The organism is Williamsia sp. D3 (assembly GCF_000506245.1).
Taxonomy (GTDB): Bacteria; Actinomycetota; Actinomycetes; order Mycobacteriales; family Mycobacteriaceae; genus Williamsia; species Williamsia muralis.
In genome coordinates this window covers 391881-417422 of record NZ_AYTE01000031.1, presented here as the reverse complement: position 1 = coordinate 417422, position 25542 = coordinate 391881, and the positions used below count along the sequence as shown (strand labels likewise).

Here is a 25542-nt window from a genome sequence, read left to right as displayed (position 1 = left end):
GCGATCACGCGCGGACGGCGATGAGCCCGGCGCGCCAGTTCTCTTTTGCCCGACTCGCCGTGTTCGCACTCGGCGCCGGCACGGCGGTTCTGGTGCTCTCGGTGCCCGTGGTGATCTGGTTGGCGCAGGTCGCACCGCTGGCCGCCCTGGTCGTCGCTCTGCTGGCACTGGTGGTCGCGGTCGCGGCGATGGGTATTGTGGCCAACCGGATGGTTGACCGGGCAGCCCATGCCGATGACGCCGAGATCGACCCGAAGAACACCGAAAGGGATTGACACACAGCATGAGCTCACGACTTGAACTGCTTCCGGCGGTCGACGTGGCCGATGGCCAGGCGGTGCGGCTGGTGCAGGGCGCCGCAGGCAGCGAGACGTCCTACGGTTCTCCGCGAGAGGCCGCATTGACGTGGCAGCGCGACGGTGCCGAGTGGGTGCATCTGGTGGACCTCGACGCGGCGTTTGGCCGGGGCGGCAACCGCGAGTTGCTGGCCGAGGTGATCGGTGAGCTGGACGTGAAGGTCGAACTGTCGGGCGGTATCCGCGACGACGATTCCCTCAAGGCCGCGCTCGCCACCGGCTGTGCGCGGGTGAACCTCGGCACTGCTGCACTGGAGAACCCACAGTGGTGCTCGCGCGCGATCGCCGAACACGGCGACCGGATCGCGGTGGGTCTGGACGTCCAGTTCGTCGACGGCTCGTACCGGCTGCGCGGACGGGGATGGGTGTCCGACGGCGGCGACCTCTGGGAGGTTCTGACCCGGCTTGAGCGCGACGGCTGTAGCCGCTACGTCGTCACCGACGTGACCAAGGACGGCACCCTCACCGGGCCCAATCTCGAACTACTGCGCGAGGTCACCTCGAAGACCGATGCCCCCGTCGTCGCCTCAGGTGGGGTGTCGACTCTTGACGACCTCGTGGCGATCGCCGGCCTGGTCGAGGGTGGCGTCGAAGGCGCCATCGTGGGCAAGGCACTGTATGCCGGGCGGTTCACCCTGGTGGAGGCGCTCGCGGCGGTGTCGTCATGAACGTCGAACCCGCATGACCGCCACCGACGTCCCCGGTTTCCCGGCCGATCTCGATCCGAACCGTCTGCTCGCCACCGCGGCCGACGTGCTCGACTCGGTCACCGCCCGCTTTCGTGATGGTCTGGGTGCACCCAGCGCGATCACCAAGGGCCACACCGACTTTGCCACCGAGTTCGATCTGGAGCTGGAACGGATCATCTCGGCCGAACTGCAGGAGCGCACCGGGATCGGTGTGCACGGTGAGGAGTACGGCGGCCCCGACCTCACCGAAGGCACCGTCTGGGTGGTCGATCCGATCGACGGCACGTTCAACTACTCGGCCGGTGTGCCGGTGGCCGGGATCCTGCTGGCGCTGCTGCACAACGGACTGCCGGTGCTGGGACTCACCTGGCTCCCGCTCTCGGATCTGAAGTACGCCGGGTTCGTGGGTGGCGGACTCACCTGCAACGGCAAGCTGCTCGATCCGCTGCCGACCCTGCGGCTCGATGAAGCGATGCTGGCCTTCGGTGCCTTCAACCTCGACAGCCGCGGACGCTACCCCGGGTCGTTCCGGGTGGAGTTGCTCGGCGAGCTCAGCAGACGGACTGCCCGACTGCGTCTGTTCGGCAGCACCGGCTTCGACCTGGCCCTGACCGCCGGTGGCCAGATCAACGGCGCGATCAGCTTCGGCCACCACGCCTGGGACAACGCGGCGGGCGCCGCGCTGGTGCTCGCTGCGGGTGGTCAGATCAGCGACCTCGCGGGCGAACCGTGGACGGTCAACTCGCCGTCCATCCTGGCCGCTGGGCCAGGGGTGCACGGCGAACTGGTCGAGCTCATCTCGCAGCTCGGCGATCCACGTGCGTTCGAGGTTCCGAAGGAGAAATACCGATGACGGTCGCCGTACGGGTCATCCCGTGTCTGGACGTCGATGCCGGCCGTGTGGTCAAAGGGGTCAACTTCCAGAACTTGCGCGACGCCGGCGACCCTGTGGAACTGGCCGCGGCATACGACGCGGACGGGGCCGACGAGCTCACCTTCCTCGACGTCACCGCCTCCAGTGGTAACCGCGGCACCATGCTCGACGTGGTCAAGCGCACCGCCGATCAGGTGTTCATCCCGCTCACCGTGGGCGGCGGTGTCCGCACGGTCGCCGACGTGGACCGACTGCTGCGGGCCGGTGCGGACAAGGTCGGTGTGAACACCGCCGCCATCGCCAACCCCGATGTGCTCGGCGAGATGAGCCGGCACTTCGGATCGCAGTGCATCGTGCTGTCCGTCGACGCCCGCACTGTGCCCGACGGCGAGTCACCGACCCCATCGGGTTGGGAGGTCACCACCCACGGAGGCCGTAAGGGCACCGGCATCGACGCGGTCGAATGGGCCAGACGCGGCCAGGACCTCGGGGTCGGGGAGATCCTGCTGAACTCGATGGACGCGGACGGCACCAAGAACGGTTTCGATCTCGACATGATCACTGCTGTCCGGGCAGCGGTACAGGTCCCGGTGATCGCCAGTGGCGGAGCGGGCGCGCTGGAACATTTTGTCCCTGCGGTGCGTTGCGGGGCAGACGCGGTGCTGGCCGCCTCGGTGTTCCATTTCGGCCAGCTCACCATCGGCCAGGTCAAGGACGCGATGCGGGCCGAGTCCATTCCGGTTCGCTAGCGCGCGGCCCGTTTCAACCCCAGGAGTTCCCATGTCGCTCGACCCGGAGACAGCCGGCAAGCTCAAGCGCAATGCCGACGGTCTCATCTGCGCGGTGGTGCAAGAAGCCGGGACCGGCGATGTGCTGATGGTCGCGTGGATGGATGACGACGCCCTCGAACGAACATTGACCACCCGTGAGGCCACGTACTTCTCCAGATCACGCGGCACGCAGTGGATCAAGGGCGCCACCAGTGGCCACACCCAGAAGGTTCTCGAGGTGCGCCTGGACTGTGACGGTGACACCGTGCTGCTCACGGTCGAGCAGACCGGCGGGGCATGCCACACCGGCGACCACAGTTGTTTCGACGCGGACGTTCTCTTCACCTCCATCTCGTGAGCAACTCCTGTCAGAACCCATACCGACCGCACATTCCAGCGACGCAGAACCCAGCGAAACAGTGAGGCCGACATGCCGTTGATCCAGATCTCTCAGACCCCGGGACTCAGCGACCGGGTCAAGCGCGAGACCATCGCCGCGGTCACCGAGGCCTACGCCCGCGCGACCGGGAAGAACCCTGATTCCGTGTGGGTGACGATCACCGAGATACCGCGCACGCAGTGGGGTGTGGGTGGGGAACCGCTCGGTCAATAGCGGCGGCCGACCGGGACGAAGTCCGTTGATGAAATGATGGGCTGGATGCCGAACAAGACCACAGCCGCCGCACCCGCCGGGGGTTTCTCAGACACCACCACGCTGGCCGAGTTCCTCGACCTCGCCGCCGACCATCGGGTGGTCCCGGTGACCCGCAAGGTTCTCGCCGACGCGGAGACCCCGCTGTCGACGTACCACAAACTGGCCGGTGACCGGCCCGGGACCTTTTTGCTGGAGTCGGCGGAGAACGGGCGCTCGTGGTCGCGATGGTCGTTCATCGGGGCGGGTTCACCGTCGGCGTTGACCTCCGTGGACGGTGAGGCGACGTGGTGGGGGACCAGGCCGGCCGGCGCGCCGTCAGGCGGCGACCCACTTGCCGCACTCGCCGAGGCATTGAAGATCCTGGCGACGGACCGGCTGCCCGGTTTGCCTCCGTTGACCGGCGGGTTCGTCGGGTTCCTGGCGTACGACGCCGTTCGGCGGCTCGAGCGCTTGCCCGACACCACCGAGAACGATCTGCACCTGCCCGAGATGCTGATGATGCTCGCCACCGACATCGCGGCGGTCGACCACCACGAGGGCACCATCACGCTGATCGCCAACGCGGTCAACTGGGACGGCACCGCCGAACGCGCCGAGCTCGCCTACGCCGATGCGCTCGCCCGGCTCGACACGATGACGGAGGCGCTCGCTGCTCCGGCGCCCTCGACGGTGTCCACCTATCGGCCGGTCGAACCCGAGTTCACTGCTCAGCGCACCCGTGAGGAGTACGGCACCATCGTCACCAGCCTCGTGTCGGAGATCGAGGCCGGCGAGGCATTCCAGGTTGTACCGTCCATGCGTTTCGAGATGCAGACCGATGCTGATCCGATCGACGTGTACCGGGTGCTGCGCACCACGAACCCCAGCCCGTACATGTACCTCCTACGTATCCCCGGCATCGGACGCCCGGACTTCACCATCGTCGGATCCAGTCCGGAAGCGCTTGTGACCGTTAAAGATTCGGTGGCAACCACTCATCCGATCGCGGGTACCCGCTGGCGTGGGGACACCGAGGCGGACGACCTGCTGCTCGAGAAGGACCTGCTGGCGGACGAGAAGGAGAACTCCGAGCACCTGATGCTCGTGGATCTGGGACGCAACGATCTCGGCCGCGTGTGTGAACCGGGCACCGTGCAGGTCAGCGACTACCGCCACATCGAGCGGTACAGCCATGTCATGCACCTGGTGTCCACGGTGTCGGGCCACCTGCGTGATGACAGCACCGCTCTCGACGCGGTGAACGCGTGCTTCCCGGCGGGCACCCTGACCGGAGCACCCAAGGTGCGCGCGATGGAACTTATCGACGAGCACGAGAAGACGCGGCGTGGCCTGTACGGGGGTGTGGTCGGTTACCTCGACTTCGCCGGCGATGCGGACACCGCCATCGCGATCCGTACCGCGGTGATGACCGAGGGGCGGGCCTACGTGCAGGCCGGAGGAGGCGTGGTGGCCGACAGCCAGGCTGACTACGAGTACAACGAGGCGAGCAACAAGGCGCGAGGTGTCCTCAAGGCCATCGCCGCCGCCGAGACGATGTCACGAGTGGGTGGCAACCGATGACCGAACCCGGCGATACGACGAACCCCGGCGAACTGCCGTCCGGTGAGGCGGTGGCCGGTCGTCGCGGTGGTGGACGTGGCCGGCGGCTCGGCGTGATCGCCGTTCTGCTCGGCGTGGCGGCGGTTGCGTTCTGGGCCGCCTCCCGCATGACGTGGGCCGAACTGATCGCCGCAGACGGCATGGCGCCGCCTCGCACATTCACGGTCAAAGGGTCGGACTGGACGCTGCTGTTGACCCCGCTCGCGATCGTACTGCTGGCCGGGATCGCTGCGGCCGCCTCCCTGCGTGGCTGGGCGCTGCGAATCGCCGCCGTCATCGTCGCGGCAATCGCCGTCCTCGGGATCCTGCCCGCGATCACCCTTCTCACCGGCGATGACCACACGACCTACGCCGCGAAGGTGATCGACATGCCGGCGCGGTATCAGCCGCTCGAGGTCGACACCTCGGTGCTGCCAGGCATTGTCGTGCTTCTCGGTGCGCTGGCAGCAGTGCTCGGGGCCGTGGTCATGCTGCAGACGGCCGCACTGGATGCCCCCATGTCGTCGAAGTACAAATCGCCTGCGGCACGCCGGGCCGAGCTCGAGGAGCAGGTGTTCGCCAAGCGGGAAGCCGACAAGAAGTCGGGGCGAGTTTCCGGCTCGAACGACCCCCATGAGGGTGGACGCACCTCGCCCACCGAGGGGGCCGCGGACGGTGCGCCGAACAACGAACGCATGCTCTGGGACGCCCTCGACACAGGCGATGATCCGACCGTCGGTCCGTCCGATCGGCAACCGTGACGCGTCTCACGTACCGGCCTGGTACCCCGAATCCGAACGGTATGGCAGCGCAGCTACCCTTTGTGTACGGAAATCACGAGCAGCTGTGGCCGTTAGCGTGTTGTGCGCAACCTCGCCAGTAGCGTGAGAAAGGGGTTGATCATGAGCACGCAAACCGTCCTTGACTCGATACTTGCCGGGGTGAAAGCAGACGTCGCCGCACGTGAGTCCGTGATCGACTTCGCGTCCATCAAGGCCGCCTCGGCAAAAGCGCCGGAACCCAAGGACGCCCAAGCCGCGTTGCGGGAACCAGGCATCGGTGTCATCGCCGAGGTGAAGCGGGCCAGCCCGTCCAAGGGCGATCTGGCCGACATCATCGATCCGGCCGCACTGGCCACCGCATACGAATCCGGCGGAGCCCGGATCATCAGTGTGCTCACCGAGGAACGGAAGTTCCGCGGTTCGCTCGCTGACCTCGACGCGGTTCGCGCCGCGGTACAGGTGCCCGTCCTCCGCAAAGACTTCATCGTGGGGCCCTATCAGATCCACGAGGCGCGAGCTCATGGCGCCGACGTCATCCTGCTCATCGTCGCCGCGCTCGAACAGAACGTCCTGGCGTCGCTGCTCGACCGCACCGAGTCGCTCGGGATGACCGCACTCGTGGAGGTCCACACCGAAGAAGAAGCCGACCGGGCCCTACAGGCCGGTGCGTCGGTGGTGGGCGTCAACGCCCGCAATCTCAAAACCCTCGAAGTCGACCGGGACAGCTTTGCGCGCATCGCTCCCGGCCTGCCCACCGAGGTCATCCGGATCGCCGAGTCCGGAGTACGCGGCACCGCCGACCTGCTGGCCTACGCCGGCGCCGGCGCGGATGCCGTGCTGGTCGGGGAGGGGCTGGTCACCTCAGGTGACCCGCGCGCCGCGGTATCCGAACTGGTGACCGCCGGAACCCACCCGTCCTGTCCCAAACCAGTCCGTTAGGCCTTCGCCGCAACATGACGTCTTCGTCCTCATCTGCTTCACCGTCCCAGTCGTTCTCGGATCTGCCCCCGGCCAGTGCCGGGCTCGCCTCCCGGACGTCGTTCGAACCGGATCGCGGCGGGCACTTCGGTGTCTACGGCGGACGGCACGTCCCCGAGGCCCTGATGGCCGTCATCGAGGAAGTGACCGCCGCCTACGAGAAGGTGCGTTCTGACGACGAGTTCCTCGGGGAGCTCGACCGGCTCCAGCGCGACTACACCGGTCGCCCCTCACCGATGTACGAAGCCCGGCGTCTCTCCGAGCTCGCGGGCGGTGCACGTATCTTCCTCAAACGAGAAGACCTGAACCACACGGGTTCTCACAAGATCAACAACGTGCTCGGTCAGGCGTTGCTCGCAAAGAAGATGGGCAAGAACCGCATCATCGCCGAAACCGGTGCCGGCCAACACGGTGTGGCCACCGCGACCGCCTGCGCGATGCTGGGCCAGGAATGCATCATCTACATGGGTCGCGTCGACACCGAGCGGCAAGCGCTCAACGTCGCCCGGATGCGACTGCTCGGTGCGTCGGTCGTTGCGGTCGAAACCGGCTCGGCGACTTTGAAAGACGCCATCAACGAGGCGATGCGTGACTGGGTGACCAACGCCCACGACACGTACTACTGCTTCGGTACCGCGGCCGGTCCACACCCCTTCCCGATGATGGTCCGAGACCTACAGCGAGTGGTCGGGCTCGAGGCACGCCAGCAGATCCAGCAAGCGGCGGGTCGACTGCCCGACGCGGTCGTCGCCTGCGTCGGCGGCGGGTCGAACGCGATCGGCATCTTCCACCCGTTCCTCGAGGACACCGATGTTCGGCTGATCGGCTACGAGGCTGCCGGTGACGGCGTCGACACCGGCAGGCACGCGGCAACGTTCACCGGCGGAACCCCGGGCGCCTTCCAGGGTGCGTACTCCTACCTCCTGCAGGACAGCGACGGTCAGACCACCGAGTCGCACTCCATCTCGGCCGGACTGGACTACCCCGGAGTCGGGCCCGAACACGCACACCTCAAGGACATCGGACGGGCCGAGTACCGGCCGATCACCGATACAGAGGCGATGGACGCACTGGCGCTTCTGAGTCGCAAGGAGGGCATCATCCCGGCGATCGAATCGGCGCACGCCGTTGCCGGTGCCCTCAAACTCGGCCAGGAACTCGGTCCCGACTCGATCATCGTGGTCAATCTGTCCGGACGTGGTGACAAAGACGTCGACACCGCCGCCAAGTGGTTCGGCCTCTTCGAAGTGGATGGTCATGTCTGAATCCCCGACGGCCGACTCCCGGCTCGGCCCCCTGTTCGCCCGTTGCCGCGAGGAGAAGCGCAGCGCGCTGATCGGGTACCTGCCGGTGGGGTACCCGGATCTTCCGGGGTCGCTGGACGCGATGCGCACCATGGTCGACGCCGGCTGCGACATCATCGAGGTCGGGGTCCCGTACTCCGACCCGGTCATGGACGGACCGACGATCCAGGACGCGGCAGATCAGGCACTGCGCTCGGGTGTGCGCGTCCGGGACGTGTTCGCCGCGGTCGAGGCGATCTCCGACGCGGGCGGCAACGCAGTGGTGATGACGTACTGGAACCCCGTTCTCCAATACGGGGTCGATGCGTTTGCGCGTGACCTCGCCGGCGCCGGCGGCCTGGGCCTGATCACGCCCAACCTGATCCCCGAGGAAGCAGACAGCTGGATCGCTGCGTCCCACGAGCACCATCTCGACCGCATCTTCTTGGTGGCACCGTCGTCGACCGAGGAGCGGTTGGCCATGACACTGGAGGCCAGCAGCGGCTTCGTCTACGCGGCCTCCACGATGGGCGTCACCGGCGCCCGCGACAGCGTCTCCACCATGGCCCCGGAGCTCTGTGCCCGCATCCGTCTGCACTCGGACATCCCGATCGGGGTCGGACTGGGTGTACGCAGCAAGGCGCAGGCCACCGAGATCGCCGGATACGCCGACGGCGTGATCGTCGGATCCGCTCTGGTGAGCGCGGTGGCCAAGGGCGGCGACGCGCTTCGCGCACTGACTGCCGAGCTTGCCGAGGGCGTCCGGGCGACGTACGCCGGGCAAGACCCGGTGTCGACCGAGGTCCCTTCGTGACCACTGAGCTGCTGGCGTACATCCCGAGCCCGTCGCAGGGGGTCTGGCATCTCGGTCCCTTCCCGCTGAGGGCCTACGCGCTCTGCATCATCGTCGGCATCGTCGTCGCGATCTGGTGGGGCAACCGACGCTGGATGGCACGGGGCGGCCGTGATGGCGAAGTGCTGGACGTGGCCATCTGGGCGGTGCCGTTCGGTCTGATCGGTGGCCGCATCTACCACGTGATCACCGACTGGAACACGTACTTCGGCGACGGTGCGAAGGAGCCGGTCGACGCCTTCAAGATCTGGGACGGCGGACTGGGTATCTGGGGCGCCGTTGCCTTCGGTGCCCTCGGCGCATGGATCGGGGCCCGCCGCGCCGGGATCAAGCTTCCGCCCTTCGGCGATGCCATCGCTCCACCGATCCTGCTCGCCCAGGCCATCGGTCGGCTGGGCAATTGGTTCAACCAGGAACTCTATGGAGACCGGACCGATCTGCCCTGGGGTCTGAAGATCTACGAGAGGTCGGATTCCTCGGGCTTCACCAGCCCCAACCTCATCGACGGCAAGTCCACCGGCGAGGTCTACGCGATAGTGCAGCCGACGTTCCTCTACGAGCTGCTGTGGAACCTGCTGATCGTGGCTGCACTGATCATCATCGACCGGCGGTTCCGGATCGGCCACGGGCGGCTGTTCGCGCTCTATGTGGCCGGCTACTGCGTCGGGCGCTTTGTCATCGAAACCCTCCGGACAGACCCGGCCACCATGCTGTGGGACATCAGGATCAACCTGTTCACCTCGGCGCTGGTGTTCGTCTGCGCGGCTCTGTACGTGGTCATCGCGCCCAAGGGCCGGGAGACGCCGCACGAGATCTATCACCCAGGTGCGGCCCCCGAGGCCGGACCCACCGAGCACCCCGTCGACGGGTACGTCGAAGACGAACGCGAACCGGCGACGGTTGCTGCGGCGGGCACCGCGAAGAACTCCGACGACGGTGCGACCCGAACACAGCGCGTCGATCTCGACAAGTCGGCCGACTCGGCTGGACCGGTTGCCGGGCTCGAGTCCGACGCGCCGTCGACGACGACCGCGGAGGCAACACCGGACGAGACCACACCGGTCGAGACCGCACCCGATGCGAATGCACCGGCTGAGATCGGCGCGGCCGAGTCGGCGGATGCCGCGGATACCGAGACGGTGGACAAGCCTGCGACTGCAGGAGTCACCGCAGCAAAAACCACCGAGACCACCGAGCAGGAAACCTCGGCGACGGACAAATCCGAGCCCGAGACAGAACTGCCTCCGCCGCCCCCGGACGATCTGCCCCCGGATCCCGACATCGAGACCCCCGGGGACTCGAAGCTCGACAAGGCCGCGAAGCCGTATCGGAAGCCCAAGCCCGACACCGCAACCGGGGCCGACGAGAGCTCCAATTGACCCGGTCTTTCCTCCACCTTTGCTGCTAACATCGGAACTTACGCCACTGTGAAGTTCGCAGCGTCGTATTCACCCCACGGGCCAGAGACGTCCTGAGGATTGCTGGCTGGTTCCCTCGCGAGGCGGGGGCTAGGCGTGGAGGTCGGATTTGCTGTTCTCTCAGCTCCCCGAAGCCCAGGGTCTGTACGACCCGGACAACGAAGTCGATTCCTGTGGTGTGGCGATGGTCGCCGACATCCACGGACGGCGTTCCCATTCGATCGTCGCCGACGGCCTTCTTGCCCTCGAGAACCTCGATCACCGCGGCGCGGCTGGAGCTCAGACCAACAGCGGTGACGGCGCGGGCATTCTGATGCAGGTTCCCCACGCCTTTTTACGTGAGGTGGTGGAGTTCGACCTGCCTCCGGCAAACCTCAACGGCGAGAACACTTTTGCTGCGGGAATCTGTTTTCTTCCTGCCGATCCGGACGCCCGACGACGTGCGATCACCCGGGTGGAGGACATCGCCGCCGAGGAGAACCTCCGGATCTTGGGCTGGCGAGACCTGCCCGTCGAGGTGGATGAAGCCGACATCGGTGAGACGGCGCGGGGCTGCATGCCGTTCATGAGCCAGCTGTTCGTGAGCGGTCCACTCGACGACGACGGCATCGCACCGTCGGGGCTGGAGCTCGACCGGCTCGTGTACCCGCTGCGTAAACGCGCGGAGCGGGTCACACCGGACCTCGAGGTCGACGGCAGCGGATTGTATTTCGCCTCGCTGTCCAGTCGCACCATCGTCTACAAGGGCATGCTGACCACCAAGCAGTTGCCGCTCTACTACCCGGATCTGCGCGATGAGCGGGCCGAGAGTGCCATCGCGATCGTGCACTCGCGATTCTCCACCAACACCTTCCCGTCCTGGCCCCTGGCGCACCCGTTCCGGTTTGTCGCCCACAACGGGGAGATCAACACCGTTCGGGGCAACAGGAATCGCATGCGGGCCCGCGAAGCGCTTCTGGACACCGACCTGATCCCCGGCGACCTCAAGCGGCTGTTCCCGATCTGCACCCCGGATGCTTCCGACTCCGCGTCGCTCGACGAGGTGTTGGAGCTGCTGCACCTCGGTGGCCGCAGCGTGCCGCACTGCGTGATGATGATGGTGCCCGAGGCCTGGGAGAACGTGCCGGACATGGATCCTCGGCGCCGCGCGTTCTGCCAGTTCCACGCCTCGATGATGGAGGCATGGGACGGTCCGGCCTGCGTCACCTTCACCGACGGCACGATGGTCGGTGCTGTGCTCGACCGCAACGGGCTGCGGCCCGGGCGCTGGTGGCAGACCCGCGACGGACGAGTGGTCCTTGCCTCCGAAGCAGGCGTGCTCGACATCCCCACCGACGACATCGTCGCCAAGGGCCGACTCGAGCCGGGCAAGATGTTCCTGATCGACACCGCGGAGGGCCGGCGGATCACCGATGAGGAGATCAAGGGCCAGCTGATCGGCGAACAGCCATACGAGGAGTGGCTGCACGCCGGACTGCTCGAACTGGCCAGGCTCCCAGAACGTCCCCGGTTTCTACCGACGCACGAAAGTGTGGTCCGCAGGCAGGTGTCGTTCGGGTACACCGAAGAAGACCTGCGCGTACTGATCACCCCGATGGCTGCCTCCGGGTACGAGGCGCTGGGCTCGATGGGCACCGACACCCCGATCGCCGTGCTCTCACAGCGTTCGCGTCTGCTCTACGACTACTTCGTGGAACTGTTCGCCCAGGTCACCAATCCACCGCTGGATGCGATCCGCGAGGAGATCGTGACCTCCATGGCTCGGGTGATGGGTCCCGAGCAGAATCTGCTGCACCCGAGTGCGGCGTCGTGCCGGCAGATCCTGCTGCCCTGGCCGGTGTTGAACAACGATGAACTCGCCAAGATCGTGCACATCAACGACGACGGCAATCATCGGGGCCTGGCTGCCAAGGTGCTGCGCGCGCACTACCCGGTCGCCGAAGGGGGACCGGGTCTGGAACGCGCGCTCGAAGAACTGCGCAGGCGGGCCAGTGAGGCGATCGCGAACGGCTATTCGACGCTGGTGATCAGTGACCGCGAGGCCGACCGGGACAATGCGCCGATCCCGTCGTTGCTCGCGACGTCTGCCGTGCACCACCATCTGATCCGCACGAAAGAACGCACTCGGGTCGGTCTTGTCGTCGAGACCGGTGATGCGCGCGAGGTGCATCACGTCGCGCTGCTCATCGGCTTCGGAGCCGCGGCAGTGAACCCGTATCTGGCATTCGAGACCATCGAAGACCTTGTCCGCGAAGGCGAACTCACCGGCGTCACCCCGTCGAAGGCGGTCCGCAACTACTTGCAGGGACTGGGCAAGGGTGTGCTCAAGGTGATGAGCAAGATGGGCATCTCGACCGTCGGGAGTTACACGGCTGCACAGTGTTTCGAAGCCGTAGGACTCTCCGGCGACCTCGTGAAGGAGTACTTCACCCGTACGGTGTCGCGCATCGGCGGGGTCGGACTGGACGAACTGGCCGAGGAGGTCCGGATCCGTCACCACCGGGCTTACCCGCCCAACCCCACCGAGCAGGTTTACCGCCGGCTCGAGGTGGGTGGCGAATACCAGTACCGCCGTGAAGGTGAGCTGCACCTGTTCAGCCCGGAGACGGTGTTCTTGTTGCAGCACGCCAGCAAGTCAGGCCGAACCGACGTCTATCGCAAATACACCGACGAGGTGAACCGGCTCTCCCGCGAGGGCGGCACACTGCGTGGGTTGTTCGAGTTCGACACCGAGGGTCGCGAACCGATCCCACTCGACGAGGTCGAATCGGTCGAGTCGATCATGACGCGGTTCAACACCGGCGCCATGAGCTACGGGTCGATCTCGGCCGAGGCACACGAAACGATCGCCATCGCCATGAACAGCATCGGTGGGCGATCGAACTCGGGTGAGGGCGGTGAGGACACCGATCGGCTCTACGACCCCACGCGCCGGAGCGCGGTGAAGCAGGTGGCCTCGGGGCGCTTCGGTGTCACCAGCGACTACCTCGTCAACGCGACCGACATCCAGATCAAGATGGCGCAGGGTGCCAAGCCGGGTGAGGGTGGGCAACTGCCCGCCTACAAGGTGTACCCGTGGATCGCCAAGACACGGCACTCCACGCCGGGCGTCGCGCTCATCTCGCCGCCCCCGCACCACGACATCTATTCGATCGAGGATCTGGCCCAGCTGATCCACGACCTCAAGAACGCCAACCCGCAGGCGCGCATCCACGTGAAGCTCGTCAGCGCGATGGGTGTGGGTACGGTCGCGACCGGTGTGTCCAAGGCCCACGCCGACGTGGTGCTCATCTCCGGCCACGACGGCGGGACGGGTGCCTCCCCGCTGACCTCGCTCAAACACGCGGGCACCCCGTGGGAGATCGGTCTCGCCGATGCCCAACAGACGTTGATGCTGAACGGTTTACGCGACCGGATCACCGTTCAGTGCGATGGGGCGCTGCGCACCGGCCGAGATGTCATGGTCGCGGCCTTGCTCGGCGCCGAGGAGTTCGGATTCTCCACCGCTCCGCTGATCGTGGCCGGCTGCATCATGATGCGGGTCTGCCATCTCGACACCTGCCCCGTGGGTGTGGCTACACAGAATCCCAAGTTGCGAGCCCGGTTCACGGGCAAGGCCGAGCACATCGTGAACTTCTTCAAGTTCGTCGCCGAGGATGTCCGCGAGCATCTCGCAATGCTCGGATTCCGGACCCTCGATGAAGCGATCGGACGTTCCGATGCGCTCCACACCGCCCCCGGGGTGGCGCACTGGAAGTCGAAGGGGATCGACCTGTCGCCGATCTTCCACACGGCCGATACCGACTCGCCGAGGCGGCGGACCCGCGAGCAGTACCACGCCCTCGACAAGGCGCTGGACCAGACGTTGATCCAGCTGGCGGAGGGAGCGCTCGAAGATGCGCACCCGGTGACCCTCGACCTGCCCGTTCGTAACGTCAACCGGACGGTCGGAACCCTGCTGGGGTCTGAGGTGACGCGACGGTATGGCGCAGAGGGTCTGGCTGAAGACACGATCACGGTGTCGTTGACGGGGTCTGCCGGCCAATCGCTGGGGGCGTTTCTCCCGCCGGGTATCACGCTGAACCTCACCGGCGACGCCAACGACTACGTCGGAAAGGGGCTGTGCGGCGGAAAGATCATCGTCCGGCCGCATCCCGACGCCCTGTTCCTCGCCGAAGACCAGGTCATCGCCGGCAACACCATCCTGTACGGGGCCACCAGCGGCGAGGTCTATCTGCGCGGCCGAGTCGGCGAACGGTTCTCGGTGCGCAACTCCGGCGCACCGCGGTGGTCGAAGGCGTGGGCGACCACGCCTGTGAGTACATGACGGGCGGGCGGGTGCTGATCCTCGGACCCACCGGTCGCAACCTCGCGGCGGGGATGTCCGGTGGCATCGCCTACGTCTACCGGCTCGATCCGGGCATGGTGAACCAGGCGATGGTGGCGCTGCAGAATCCGGACCCCGACGACCTGCTGTTTCTGCACGAACACATCAGCAGACACGTCGAGCTGACCGGTTCGGCGGTGGGGGCGTCGATGCTCGCCGACTGGCCGCGGCGAAGCCGAAAGTTCACGAAGGTGATGCCCACCGACTACCAGCGGGTGCTCGACGCCGCCCGGATGGCCGAAGCGGAAGGACGCGACGTGGAAGCTGCGATCATGGAGGCGGCTCGTGGCTGATCCGCGCGGATTCCTGGAGGTCGGCAAGACCGAAGCCCCGACCCGGCCGGTGTACGAACGGGTCAACGACTGGCGTGAGGTCTACGTCGACAAAGACCCCGACAAGGAGAACCAGCACGTCTCCGAGCAGGCCCGCAGGTGCATGGACTGCGGAATCCCGTTCTGTCACTCCGGATCTGCAGGCTGCCCGTTGGGCAACCTCATCCCCGAATGGAACGACCTGGTGCGCCGTGGCCGGTGGGATGCGGCCAGTGACCGCCTGCACGCCACCAACAACTTCCCCGAGTTCACCGGCAAGCTCTGCCCGGCGCCCTGCGAGGCGGCCTGCGTGCTGTCCATCTCGCACGCCACCACCGGCGGCAGCGTCACCATCAAGCGCATCGAGAAGACGATTGCCGAAGAGGCCTGGCGGGAGGGACTCGTCGTCCCGCAGACCTCGGCGACACTGTCCGGCAAATCGGTCGCGGTGGTCGGATCAGGTCCCGCTGGTCTGGCGGCCGCGCAACAGCTCACCCGAGCAGGTCACACGGTGACCGTCTACGAGCGAGACGACCGCATCGGCGGTCTGCTCCGGTACGGCATCCCCGAGTACAAGATGCAGAAGTCGGACATCGACCGGCGGATCGCCCAGATGAAGGGGGAGGGCACCGAGTTCGTCACCGAGTGCAACGTCGGAGAAGACCTGACCGTCGCCGAGCTCCGCGACCGTCACGACGCCGTCGTCCTCGCTGTCGGCGCGCTCAAGGCCCGCGACAACCCCGAGGTACCCGGACGTGAGCTGGGCGGTGTCCACCTCGCCATGGAGCATCTGGTGCCCGCCAATCGCGAGTGTGAGGGCGACGGCGCGACACCGATCTCCGCGCACGGCAAACATGTGGTGATCATCGGCGGTGGCGACACCGGAGCCGACTGCCTGGGTACCGCCCACCGGCAGGGCGCTGCGTCGGTCACCCAGCTCGACTACAACCCCGAGTTGCCACCGGAACGGGACGAGAGCCTCTCACCCTGGCCGACGTGGCCGTTGATCTTGCGCGACTCCGCCGCGCACATCGAAGGTGGCGAGCGTAGATATCAGGTTGCGGTGCAACGTTTCCTTGGCGATGACAACGGCAACGTCACCGCGATGGTGCTGGCCGAGGTCACCGTCGAACGCGACGACAACGGCAGACGAAATGTCGTGCCGGTGGGGGATGAGTTCGAAATGCCCTGCGAATTGGCACTTTTCGCGATCGGGTTCGAGGGTGTCGAACGCACCACGTTGCTGACCGACCTCGAGTTGGCCCCCAACGGCCGCGGCGCGCTGTCCTGTGGCAGCGACTGGCAGACCGACACGCCCGGGGTGTTCGTCTGTGGCGATGCCCACCGCGGGGCGTCGCTGGTGGTGTGGGCGATCGCCGAGGGGCGGGCGGCGGCGCGTGGTGTCGATGAGTTCCTGATGGGCGAATCGGATTTGCCCTCACCGGTTCATCCCGCGGCGCTTCCGCTCTCGGTTCGCTGACGACGGACTGCCGCGGCGGCACCCGCGACGGCGCCAAAGGCGGAGTTCGACGTAATTTCACGTGACGTCTTGGGTGCTTACGTGGAGGAGATCGCCGTCGCGGACTAGGCTCGGCGGAGTGAATCGACGTACCAAAATCGTGTGCACCCTGGGTCCTGCAACTGCAACCGACGAGCGCGTGCGTGAGTTGGTCGAGAGTGGCATGGATGTGGCCCGGCTGAACTTCAGCCACGGCAAACACGAAGACCACCGAGAAATGTACAACCGCGTGCGCAAGGCCTCCGACACCACCGGACATGCGGTGGGCATCCTCGCCGACCTGCAGGGCCCGAAGATCCGGTTGGGAACGTTCGCCGACGGACCGGTGCAGTGGCCCGCGGGTAAGCAGGTCCGCATCACCGTCGATGACTGCGAAGGCACCGCCGAACGCGTGTCGACCACCTACAAGCAACTCGCTGTCGACGCCCGCCCCGGCGACCGACTGCTCGTCGACGACGGCAAGGTGGGGCTGACCGTCACCGACATCGACCAGAACGACGTCATCTGCACGGTGACCGAAGGCGGACCCGTCAGCAACAACAAAGGCGTCTCCCTCCCGGGGATGAACGTCTCGGTGCCGGCGATGTCCGACAAGGACGAAGCCGACCTCGAGTTCGCTCTGAAGCTCGGCGTCGACCTGATCGCCCTGTCCTTCGTGCGGTCGCCGGCCGACATCGAATTGGTCCACACCATCATGGATCGCGTGGGCCGCCGGGTCCCCGTCATCGCGAAGCTCGAGAAGCCCGAGGCCATCGACAACCTCGAAGCCGTGATCCTGGCATTCGACGCAGTGATGGTCGCCCGCGGTGACCTCGGCGTCGAGCTGCCCCTCGAAGAGGTCCCCCTGGTGCAGAAACGGGCCATCCAGATGGCCCGCGAGAACGCCAAGCCGGTGATCGTCGCCACCCAGATGCTCGAGTCGATGATCGAGAACTCGCGGCCCACCCGCGCCGAGGCGTCAGACGTGGCCAACGCTGTACTCGACGGAGCCGACGCCGTCATGCTCTCCGGGGAGACCTCGGTCGGCAAGTACGTCATGGAAACCGTCCAGACCATGGCCCGCATCGTGAAGGCAGTGGAAAGCGGACCCCGCGACGTCCCGCCGCTCTCACACGTCCCGCGCACCAAACGCGGCATCATCTCCTACGCAGCCCGCGACATCGGCGAACGCCTCGACGCGAAAGCCCTCGTCGCGTTCACCCAGTCCGGCGACACGGTCCGCAGGCTCGCGCGCCTGCACACCCGACTGCCCCTGCTCGCGTTCACCCCGCTGCCCGAGGTTCGCAGCCAACTCGCGATGAGCTGGGGCACAGAGACATTCATCGTCCCGCGCGTCGAATCCACCGACGCCATGATCCGCCAGGTGGACCAAGCGCTGCTGGAAATCGGACGCCTCAAAGTCGGTGACCAGGTGGTCATCGTCGCCGGTGCCCCTCCCGGCACCGTCGGCACCACCAACCTGATCCATGTGCACAGGATCGGTGAAGACGACCACTGAGTTTGGCTCGCTCCGCTCGCTTTGTCGGTGTGGCCGTCATCGCGCGTTCTTCCCTCCTCTTCACATCGCTGGCGCTCGTTCATCGTCAGTCCAGAACGCGCGTGGCCACACCTCCCAGGTTCGCTTTGGTCGCTTGCGCTCCCTCGCTCGGCCACACCTCCCGGGTCGAATCGGTCGCTGTGCCCCCTCGCAACTAATGAGTGAGCGAGCGAAGCGAGTGATTGTCGCGGGTGGCCCCGCGTGCTCTGGACAGAGGAGCGAGGGAGCGCAGCGACTGAGTCGACGAAGGAAGAGCGCGTGACCCGGGCCACCAGCCCGCGAGCGGAGCGAGCCATCAGACACAGCTCAGCTAGCATTCGTCCTGTGACTGATGCCCCCGGCTCGACGTCCGACCTGAACAAACTGCTGGCTCTCTTCGATCTGGAGGAACGCGAGACCGACGTCTACATCGGTGTCCACCCTGCCCAGGTGGGGCCTCGCACGTTCGGCGGTCAGCTGCTCGGCCAAGGGGTGGTCGCCGCGGGACGCAGTGTTCCTCGGCCCACGCCCGTGCATGCGCTGCATGCGCATTTCATCCGCGGCGGGGACGTGACCAAACCGCTGGAATACCACGTCACCCGTCTGCGAGACGGGAAACCGTTCGCCAATCGCTTGGTCACCGCTTTGCAGGGGGGCGAAGAGATCCTGTCCATGCTGGTCGCCTTCCAGGACAACAAGGCCGGCCTTGAGCATTCGGTCCAGATCCCCGAGGTGCCGTACCCCGAGGACCTGCCCACCCTCGGTGAACACTTCAAGGGGTTCGAAGATCGCATCGCCATGTTCGTGAATGCGTTGCATCCCATCGACATTCGCTTCGCCAACGACCCCACGTGGAAAGTGCGCGAGTCAGGCGACACCCTGGAACACAACCGGGTGTGGATGCGTACCGACGGCCAGATGCCTGACGACCCGCTTTTGCACATCGCAGCGCTCTGCTACGCCTCGGACACCACAGTGCTCGATTCGATCCTGACAACACACGGATTGTCCTGGGGGATCGACCGGTTGTTCGCCGCCACCGTCAATCATTCGATGTGGTTCCACCGCGAGTTCCGGTTTGATGACTGGTTGCTGTATGCAAGTGAATCGCCGGTCGCGGCCGGCTCGCGAGGGCTGGCTTCGGGACGGTTCTTCACCCGCGAGGGATTGCTGGCGACGACCGTGGTCCAAGAAGCGCTCATCAAGTACTTCCCGCCACGCGGCTGACCCGACGCGCCGATGAGGCAGACTTGAATCATGTATCCAGCGCAGCAGACGCCGCAGTACTGGCTGGCGCCCGGACCTGATCTGCCGCCCCGCACGTGGCAACGGCGCACTCGGACACCGATCATCATCGTCAGTGCCGTCGTCGGTGTTGTGCTTGCCGTCATCGCGCTCGGTGCCATGGCCTGGGGTGTGCAAGGCCGCGACTTCACCGCCGAAGGCGAAGTTGTCCTCACCGGCGGTCAGTATGCCGTGTCATCCGCTGACATCTGCGGTGGCACAGGCGAATTCGAAGACCTCAAGGTCGGTGCTCGAGTCCGCATCCTCGACGAGGAGCTCACCATTCTGGAAGAGGGCACGCTCGGCGCACCTGAACTCTCCGACAACCGATGCCGCCTCGGATTCGCGGTCTCCGGGGTGCCGGAGGGCCGCGGCCGCTACGTCGTCGAGATCGGGACAACCGTCCGGCACGAGGCGAGCGAAGGCGTACTCGAACGCGGCATCACGTTCGAGTTCTGAGCGGAAGGCTCAGAGCTCGCGGTCCACGAACTCCGGGGTTGTGCGCTTCATGCCGGCTTTCCGGGCAATGGCGTGGTTCTTGCCGCGCAGCAGCCGCAGTTGCAGCACCTGCTCCACCGGGAACGAGAACCGGGGAGAGCGCGACCAGGTCTTCTCGAGCAACGACTTCGTGGACGCCACCGAATCGGGGGAGCGGGATGCGATCTTCTCGATCAAGGCCATTGCCTCGGCCATCGGATCCTCGGCGACGCCGGTAACGAGTCCGATCTCCCTGGCATGGTCGGCAGAGAACATCTCACCGGTCATCGTCAATCGCTTGGCGATGTCGATGGTGGTGAGTTGAGCCAACGCGGCCGATGCCGACATGTCGGGGATCAATCCCCACTTGGCCTCCAAGACGGAAAAGTCTGCGTCAGGCGTGGCGAACCGAAAGTCGGCTCCCATCGCAATCTGCAGCCCGCCGCCGTAGCAATGGCCATGCACCACCGCGATGACGGGGACGGGAACCCGTCGCCACTCCCATGCGGGGTCCTGAAAACCGTTGGAGCCTTCACAAGGTTTGGGATGAAGTTCCGGTAGATGCTCTTCTCTTTGCCCTGGAGGCTGGCGAAATCAAGTCCGGCACTGAAGGATTTGCCCGCGCCACTGATGATGACGGCGCGCAGGGTGCGGTCCTTGGCCGCCTGCCGGGCTGCTCTGGTGAGTCCGGCGAGCAACGGCAAAGTGAGTCCGTTGTGCTTGTCGGGCCGGTTGAGCTGCACATGCGCGATGGGACCGAATGGTGTCTTCTCCACCCGGTAGGTCACCGAATCGTCAGCCGCGGGGCGTGTCTCAGGGTCCGCGGCAATTGCCAGAGATGCGGGTCGCGAGGGGGCATCGGTCGAGGACATTCGGATCTCCTTTGGTGCGTATTCGCTTCGAGGGTACGCCCGAGGCCCTGACACGATGGACCGGCATCAACCCCTCCGGGGCTGCCGGTGGTGGGCGGGCTCACACTGCCGCGGCGCCGTGACCGGCGTCCTCGTCGGGTCCCGAACTCGTATCGCGCTCGTCGAGAATGAAAAAGGCGAGGGTGACGGCAAGAAAGCCGGCGGGCAGCCAGGCGGCGTGCACACCCATCCACTCCGTCGCGAACGCGCCGACCGCAGCGCCCACGAAGAACGAGCCGATGACTTTGGAGTAGACGGCAAGCGCGCGCTTGGACGTCTCGGATCCGGTGGTGAGGACGCCGTACGCGGACTCGACGGTGCGCATCAAGTTCCCGGTGGTCGCGACCACCATGTAGTTGAGATCGCCGATCGAGCGGAACAGCTCGATCTGCATCGCGGCCATGAAAGAGATCGGCACCGTGACGTACATGTGGGGGACCGTCTCGGGAACGAATCCGATCGCGGCCAACGACAGGGCCTGGATGCCCATCGTCCATCGGATCGGATGGGTCACCACCGAGTCGAGACGTCCGGTCTTGATGTGGGTGGACAGGGTGACACCCAGCAAAAACGCGACGATCGGCCAGATCCGCGCCACAGCGTCCGCGTAGTGCTGTTCGGACAGGTTGATGAAGAAGAAGATGACGTTCCCCGTCTGCACATTGGCGAACACGCCGCCGCGAACAAGGAATGTGTACGAGTCCAGGAAGCCACTGGCGCAAGTAACGAGCAAAGCGAACCGCAGCGTTGTCGTCGTGGTCGTCGGCATTGTTCTCCCGCCCGGAAGCTTTTGTCCGAGGTGATGTTACGGCCGAGGCCCGCTCTCCGGGTGCCAAGCGGCGCGGGCAGTCTGTCTGGGGTGTTGCGTCGTGGTCGCCACATTGCAGGTGGATGTCGGCTGTCCGATTTGTCGGGTCATCGGCGAATCGCCTTCGGGAGCGGCGCGGCAGCGCTAGATTCTGATCACAGCCGTGTTCATGATGCGTCGCGACCAACCGCCGGGAGAACTGATGAGCGAGAACACCACCGACGTCGTCTTTCACCACGCTTCGGGAGTCGCGGTGCACACCACGGCCGAAGCGTTTCAGCAGACTGCCAAGATGCACCCCGATCGTGTCGCGCTGCGCACTCCGGGCGGGATCCAGGAGATCACCTGGCGTGAGTACGCGCACCGTGTCGAGGCGATCGCGCGAGGCCTCGTGCGTCTCGGCGTCAGCCGTGGCGACACCGTCGGCCTGATGTTGACCAATCGCCCCGAATTCCACCTCGTCGACACCGCCATCGTTCACCTGGGAGCAATCCCGTTCTCGGTGTACAACACCAGCGCACCCGAGCAGCTCGAGTACCTGTTCACCGACGCTGCGAACAAGATCGTGATCACCGAGCAGGTGTTCATGCCCGCCATCAAACAGTCCGGCGTGGCGCTCGAGCACATCATCACCGTCGACGGCCCGGCCGAAGGTGCCATCGAACTCAAAGACGTGGAAGCCCGGGGCGACGAAGAGTTCGATTTCGAAGCTTCCTGGCGCGCAGTGGAATCCGATGACCTGGTCACGTTGATCTACACCTCGGGAACCACGGGACCTCCGAAGGGCGTGGAGATCACGCACAGCAACGTGATCTCCGCCGCGGAATCGGTGGCCGACGAACTGCAGTTCGGATTCGACGACCGGATCATCTCCTACCTGCCGGCCGCACACATCGCCGATCGGGTGTCATCTCACGGTGCCAGCCAGATGCGAGGAATCCAGATCACTTCGGTGGCCGATCCGCGAGAATTCGCTTCAGCGCTGCCCGATGTACGGCCGACCGTCTTCTTCGGGGTTCCCCGTGTGTGGCAGAAGGTGAAGGCCGGCATCGAAGGCAAGCTTGCCGAAGAGACGAGCCCGGTGAAGAAGAAGCTTGCGGGATGGGCGCTCGACGTGGGCCGGCGTGCAGCCAAGGCCGACTTGGCGGGCGCTCCGAGGGGCAAGACCCTCGCTGCTCAGCACCGCGTGGCAGACACCCTCGTGCTGTCGAAAGTCCGTGCGGCGCTGGGACTCGACGAACTGAAGGTGGCCATCTCGGGTGCGGCGTCCATTCCGGCCGAGGTGATCGAGTTCTTCGTCGGGATCGGCATTCCCGTCATCGAGGTGTGGGGTCTGTCCGAGACGACCGGAGCTGCGACGAAGACGACCACGGACAATCTGAAGGTCGGCACGGTCGGCAAACCCGTGGACGGTGTGGAGATCAAACTGGCCGACGACGGCGAAGTGCTGGTCCGAGCTCCGATGGTCATGCGCGGTTACCGCAACAAGCCGGAGAAGACGGCAGAGGCGATCGATGCCGATGGGTGGTTCGCAACCGGCGACGTGGGCAAGATCGACGACGAGGGAAACCTGACAATCGTCGACCGCAAGAAGGAACTCATCATCAATGAGTCCGGCAAGAACATGGCACCGAGCACGATCGAGAACGCGGTGAAAGCGTCCTCGTCGCTGATCAGCCAGGTGGTCGCGATCGGCGACAACAAGCCGTACATCAGCGCCTTGGTGGTCCTTGATCCCGACGTCGCGACGTCTCGTGCAAAAGCTCTGGGTATCCCCGAGGCGCAGATCGCGGATCTTGCCGAGAACCCCGAGATCATCGAAGAGGTCACGTTGGCAGTGAAGGCAGGCAACTCGAAGTTGTCGCGGGTGGAGCAGGTCAAACGGTTCGCGATCGTGCCATCTGCCTGGGATCCGGGTGGCGACGAACTGACTCCGACGATGAAATTGCGGCGCAAGCCGATTGCCGGCAAGTATGCCGACACCATCGTCGATCTCTTCTCGAACCCGCCGGGTGCCGGAGTCATCGACCTCGGGTGACCGCGCGCGGTCTCATCGCGCAGGCGATGATGGTGCAGTGACTGCAGCAATGATCTTCGACATGGACGGTGTGCTCATCGATTCCGAGCCCATCTGGGAACAGGTGCGCCGGGACGTGGTGGCCGAACACGGCGGTCGGTGGCTCGACGAGGCACAGACCGCACTGATGGGCATGAGCACTCCGGAGTGGGCGAAGTACATGAGTGAAGACCTTGGTGTGGGCAAGCCACCGAATGAGGTGGCGCAGATCGTGATCGACAAGATGGTCGAGCGGTATGAGGACCAGCTCCCGGTGTTACCGGGCGCCGATGACGCAGTGCGACGGTGTGCCGGGCGGTGGCCATTGGGGCTGGCCAGCTCGTCGCCCCGGCAACTCATCGATGCTGTCCTGCGGTCGGCGGGATGGACCGACCTTTTTGCGGTGACCGTGTCGACCGAGGAGCTCAGCAGGGGTAAACCCGCGCCCGACGTCTACCTCTCGGCGGCACGGGCGTTGGGGTTCGAGCCCGCAGAGTGTGTTGCGGTGGAGGATTCGTCGAACGGTATGCGGTCCGCGACCGCCGCCGGACTGGTGCTCATCGCTGCACCCCGGCCGGAATACCCGCCGGCCCCGGACGCCATCGCAGGGGCAGCTGTTGTGCTCGACGATCTCGACGGGCTCGAGGATCGCGTCGCGGCACTCGCTTGAACGCGCGCACGGGCGTCTCGATCCCGCCGGCAGCCACTGTGATGTGGTTGATGCGCACGATTGGGTACCCGTCTGAGGTTCGACTCCTCCACTGGAACAGTCGAGTTCATACCGAATGGAAGGCAGCATGAGCGATTCACCTCCGAACGAACAGCCTGGCAGCACCAACGAGCCGGGCAAAACCGTCGACGATCTGGAAGAGAAGATCAGTCAGGAACACGCAGACTCAGGCAAAGCAGGGCCACCCATCACCGAGAGCGACCCCGGTGACAACGGCGATTCGGATTCGAGTGGCTCGGATCCGAGTGGTGACACCAGTACCGCGCAGGGGTCGGCAACCGGCGAACCGCCGGACTGACAAAGCGGAAACCCGTCCGATCATTGACGATTCGGCGTCGCGTCGACGACCGGACGGGTTTGCTCACGGCGTCACAACAAGGCCGGAGCCAGACGACGCCACTGCTCCCTCGGGTACACCTTGGGGTCGGTGTCGAGTACTTGCACACAGACGTGGTCGGCACCGGCGGCCAGGTGCTCTTGCACCCGGGCGGCGATGGCGGCTTCGTCGCCCCACGCGATGATGGCGTCGAACAACCGGTCGCTGACCGATGTCAGATCGTCATCGGTGAAACCCGAGCGCAGCAGGTTGTTCGCGTAGTTCGGCAGCGCGAGGTAATTACGCAGCCACTCGGTTCCGATCGAGCGGGCGTGGTCGGCGTCCGTGGTCAGGATGGCGGTCTGCTCGGGGAGCAGTAGAGGGCCGGTGCCCAGGGATTCGCGCGCCCGGGCGGTGAAGTCGGGTGTGACCAGGTACGGGTGTGATCCGTTCGCGCGAGTTGCGGACAAGTGCAACATCTTTGGTCCCAGCGCGGCGAGGACGCGGGCGTCGACGGGGACTGGCTGTTCTGTCGCGTCCAGAGCCTCGAGGTACGCCTTGGTTGCAGCCAACGGCTTCTTGTATCGGCCCGGGTCGCCCGCGTCGATGAGTGGAGCGTGACTCACGCCGATTCCGAGCAACAAGCGCTCTCCGTGCGCGGAGACCAGGGACTGGTATTTCGCGGCGACGTCCACCGGTTCGTGCATCCACAGGTTGAGGATTCCCGTTGCGACGACGGCTTTGCTCGTGGCTCCGAGGAGGTTCTCCACGGCGTCGAACAGTGGACCCCCGACGTCAGGGATCCACAGTGCGGTGTATCCCAGGTCATCCAGTTCGGCGGCAGCTTCCGCGGATTCGGCTGCATCGCCATAGCGCAACTGCGAACTCCAAACGCCTACACCTGCAAGTTGCATGGTCATCTCCTCGGTGACGCACCAGGGCGTCGTCGGCGCTCATGAGCGCGTGATGTGATTCGAGATCTGCTGTCCAC

Annotated in this window: 20 protein-coding genes and 3 pseudogenes; 20 read left to right on the top strand and 3 right to left on the bottom strand. The window is 65.7% G+C overall.

Annotation, left to right across the window (positions count from 1 at the left end; genetic code table 11):
* Positions 1 to 20: 20 nt before the first annotated feature.
* The 17 genes and pseudogenes from W823_RS49935 to W823_RS56785 all read left to right on the top strand — a co-directional run bounded on the left by W823_RS49935 (position 21) and on the right by W823_RS56785 (position 19712).
* Positions 21 to 275: a hypothetical protein gene (locus W823_RS49935; RefSeq protein ID WP_023960977.1), complete on the top strand. Its 255-nt coding sequence runs from the start codon at positions 21 to 23 to the stop codon at positions 273 to 275.
* Between the two features lie 8 nt (positions 276 to 283).
* Entirely contained in the window at positions 284 to 1024 is a 741-nt protein-coding gene (priA, locus tag W823_RS49930; RefSeq protein ID WP_023960975.1) for a bifunctional 1-(5-phosphoribosyl)-5-((5-phosphoribosylamino)methylideneamino)imidazole-4-carboxamide isomerase/phosphoribosylanthranilate isomerase PriA, read from the top strand.
* Between the two features lie 13 nt (positions 1025 to 1037).
* Positions 1038 to 1898 carry an inositol monophosphatase gene (locus tag W823_RS49925; protein ID WP_023960973.1) on the top strand — a complete coding sequence of 287 codons (861 nt, stop codon included), beginning with the start codon at positions 1038 to 1040 and terminating at the stop codon, positions 1896 to 1898.
* Positions 1895 to 2668 (top strand): imidazole glycerol phosphate synthase subunit HisF, encoded by a 774-nt coding sequence (hisF, locus tag W823_RS49920; RefSeq protein WP_023960971.1) that lies wholly within the window; start codon positions 1895 to 1897, stop codon positions 2666 to 2668. The genes W823_RS49925 and hisF overlap by 4 nt, the downstream gene beginning before the upstream one ends.
* A gap of 31 nt (positions 2669 to 2699) precedes the next feature.
* On the top strand, positions 2700 to 3047 hold the full coding sequence (gene hisI, locus W823_RS49915) for a phosphoribosyl-AMP cyclohydrolase (RefSeq protein ID WP_023960969.1): 348 nt from the start codon (positions 2700 to 2702) through the stop codon (positions 3045 to 3047).
* A gap of 45 nt (positions 3048 to 3092) precedes the next feature.
* Positions 3093 to 3302: pseudogene (locus tag W823_RS49910) on the top strand (4-oxalocrotonate tautomerase family protein); the annotation flags it as partial.
* Between the two features lie 45 nt (positions 3303 to 3347).
* Entirely contained in the window at positions 3348 to 4904 is a 1557-nt protein-coding gene (locus W823_RS49905; RefSeq protein WP_030172960.1) for an anthranilate synthase component I, read from the top strand.
* Positions 4901 to 5683, top strand: a complete 783-nt coding sequence (locus W823_RS49900) for a Trp biosynthesis-associated membrane protein (protein WP_023960963.1) — start codon at positions 4901 to 4903, stop codon at positions 5681 to 5683. The genes W823_RS49905 and W823_RS49900 overlap by 4 nt, the downstream gene beginning before the upstream one ends.
* Positions 5684 to 5824: 141 nt before the next feature.
* Positions 5825 to 6643: an indole-3-glycerol phosphate synthase TrpC gene (trpC, locus tag W823_RS49895; RefSeq protein ID WP_030172965.1), complete on the top strand. Its 819-nt coding sequence runs from the start codon at positions 5825 to 5827 to the stop codon at positions 6641 to 6643.
* A gap of 14 nt (positions 6644 to 6657) precedes the next feature.
* Positions 6658 to 7947, top strand: a complete 1290-nt coding sequence (trpB, locus tag W823_RS49890) for a tryptophan synthase subunit beta (RefSeq protein ID WP_023960960.1) — start codon at positions 6658 to 6660, stop codon at positions 7945 to 7947.
* Complete coding sequence (gene trpA / locus W823_RS49885) at positions 7940 to 8779, top strand: tryptophan synthase subunit alpha (RefSeq protein WP_051406641.1); 840 nt, start codon at positions 7940 to 7942, stop codon at positions 8777 to 8779. Before trpB ends, trpA begins: the two co-directional genes overlap by 8 nt.
* Positions 8776 to 10197, top strand: a complete 1422-nt coding sequence (lgt, locus tag W823_RS59005) for a prolipoprotein diacylglyceryl transferase (RefSeq protein WP_023960955.1) — start codon at positions 8776 to 8778, stop codon at positions 10195 to 10197. The genes trpA and lgt overlap by 4 nt, the downstream gene beginning before the upstream one ends.
* A gap of 148 nt (positions 10198 to 10345) precedes the next feature.
* A pseudogene (gene gltB, locus W823_RS49875) lies at positions 10346 to 14916 on the top strand (glutamate synthase large subunit).
* Positions 14909 to 16414 carry a glutamate synthase subunit beta gene (locus tag W823_RS49870; RefSeq protein WP_023960953.1) on the top strand — a complete coding sequence of 502 codons (1506 nt, stop codon included), beginning with the start codon at positions 14909 to 14911 and terminating at the stop codon, positions 16412 to 16414. The pseudogene gltB and the gene W823_RS49870 overlap by 8 nt, the downstream one beginning before the upstream one ends.
* A 118-nt stretch (positions 16415 to 16532) precedes the next feature.
* Positions 16533 to 17951, top strand: coding sequence for a pyruvate kinase (gene pyk, locus W823_RS49865; protein WP_023960951.1), 1419 nt, complete (start codon positions 16533 to 16535; stop codon positions 17949 to 17951).
* 363 nt (positions 17952 to 18314) lie between these two features.
* A complete protein-coding gene (locus tag W823_RS49860; protein WP_023960949.1) occupies positions 18315 to 19196 on the top strand; it encodes an acyl-CoA thioesterase II in 882 nt (293 codons plus the stop codon).
* Between the two features lie 30 nt (positions 19197 to 19226).
* The gene (locus W823_RS56785; RefSeq protein ID WP_023960947.1) at positions 19227 to 19712 is read left to right on the top strand and encodes a hypothetical protein; all 486 of its coding nucleotides are present in this window, start codon (positions 19227 to 19229) and stop codon (positions 19710 to 19712) included.
* Between the two features lie 9 nt (positions 19713 to 19721).
* On the opposite strand, the pseudogene W823_RS49855 reads toward W823_RS56785, so the two are convergent.
* Positions 19722 to 20518 (bottom strand): annotated as a pseudogene (locus W823_RS49855) (crotonase/enoyl-CoA hydratase family protein).
* A gap of 184 nt (positions 20519 to 20702) precedes the next feature.
* Complete coding sequence (locus W823_RS49850; protein ID WP_023960945.1) at positions 20703 to 21410, bottom strand: YoaK family protein; 708 nt, start codon at positions 21408 to 21410, stop codon at positions 20703 to 20705.
* A 241-nt stretch (positions 21411 to 21651) separates the two neighbouring features.
* Here W823_RS49850 and W823_RS49845 point away from each other — a divergent pair, with 241 nt between their 5' ends.
* The 3 genes from W823_RS49845 to W823_RS49835 all read left to right on the top strand — a co-directional run bounded on the left by W823_RS49845 (position 21652) and on the right by W823_RS49835 (position 24533).
* Complete coding sequence (locus W823_RS49845) at positions 21652 to 23487, top strand: long-chain fatty acid--CoA ligase (RefSeq protein ID WP_031332955.1); 1836 nt, start codon at positions 21652 to 21654, stop codon at positions 23485 to 23487.
* A 49-nt stretch (positions 23488 to 23536) separates the two neighbouring features.
* Positions 23537 to 24175: an HAD family phosphatase gene (locus W823_RS49840; RefSeq protein ID WP_031332953.1), complete on the top strand. Its 639-nt coding sequence runs from the start codon at positions 23537 to 23539 to the stop codon at positions 24173 to 24175.
* A gap of 127 nt (positions 24176 to 24302) precedes the next feature.
* Positions 24303 to 24533, top strand: coding sequence for a hypothetical protein (locus tag W823_RS49835; protein WP_152538129.1), 231 nt, complete (start codon positions 24303 to 24305; stop codon positions 24531 to 24533).
* Positions 24534 to 24604: 71 nt separating this feature from the next.
* Here W823_RS49835 and W823_RS49830 read toward each other — a convergent pair whose 3' ends face one another.
* Positions 24605 to 25465: an LLM class F420-dependent oxidoreductase gene (locus tag W823_RS49830; protein ID WP_031332950.1), complete on the bottom strand. Its 861-nt coding sequence runs from the start codon at positions 25463 to 25465 to the stop codon at positions 24605 to 24607.
* Positions 25466 to 25542: the final 77 nt, after the last annotated feature.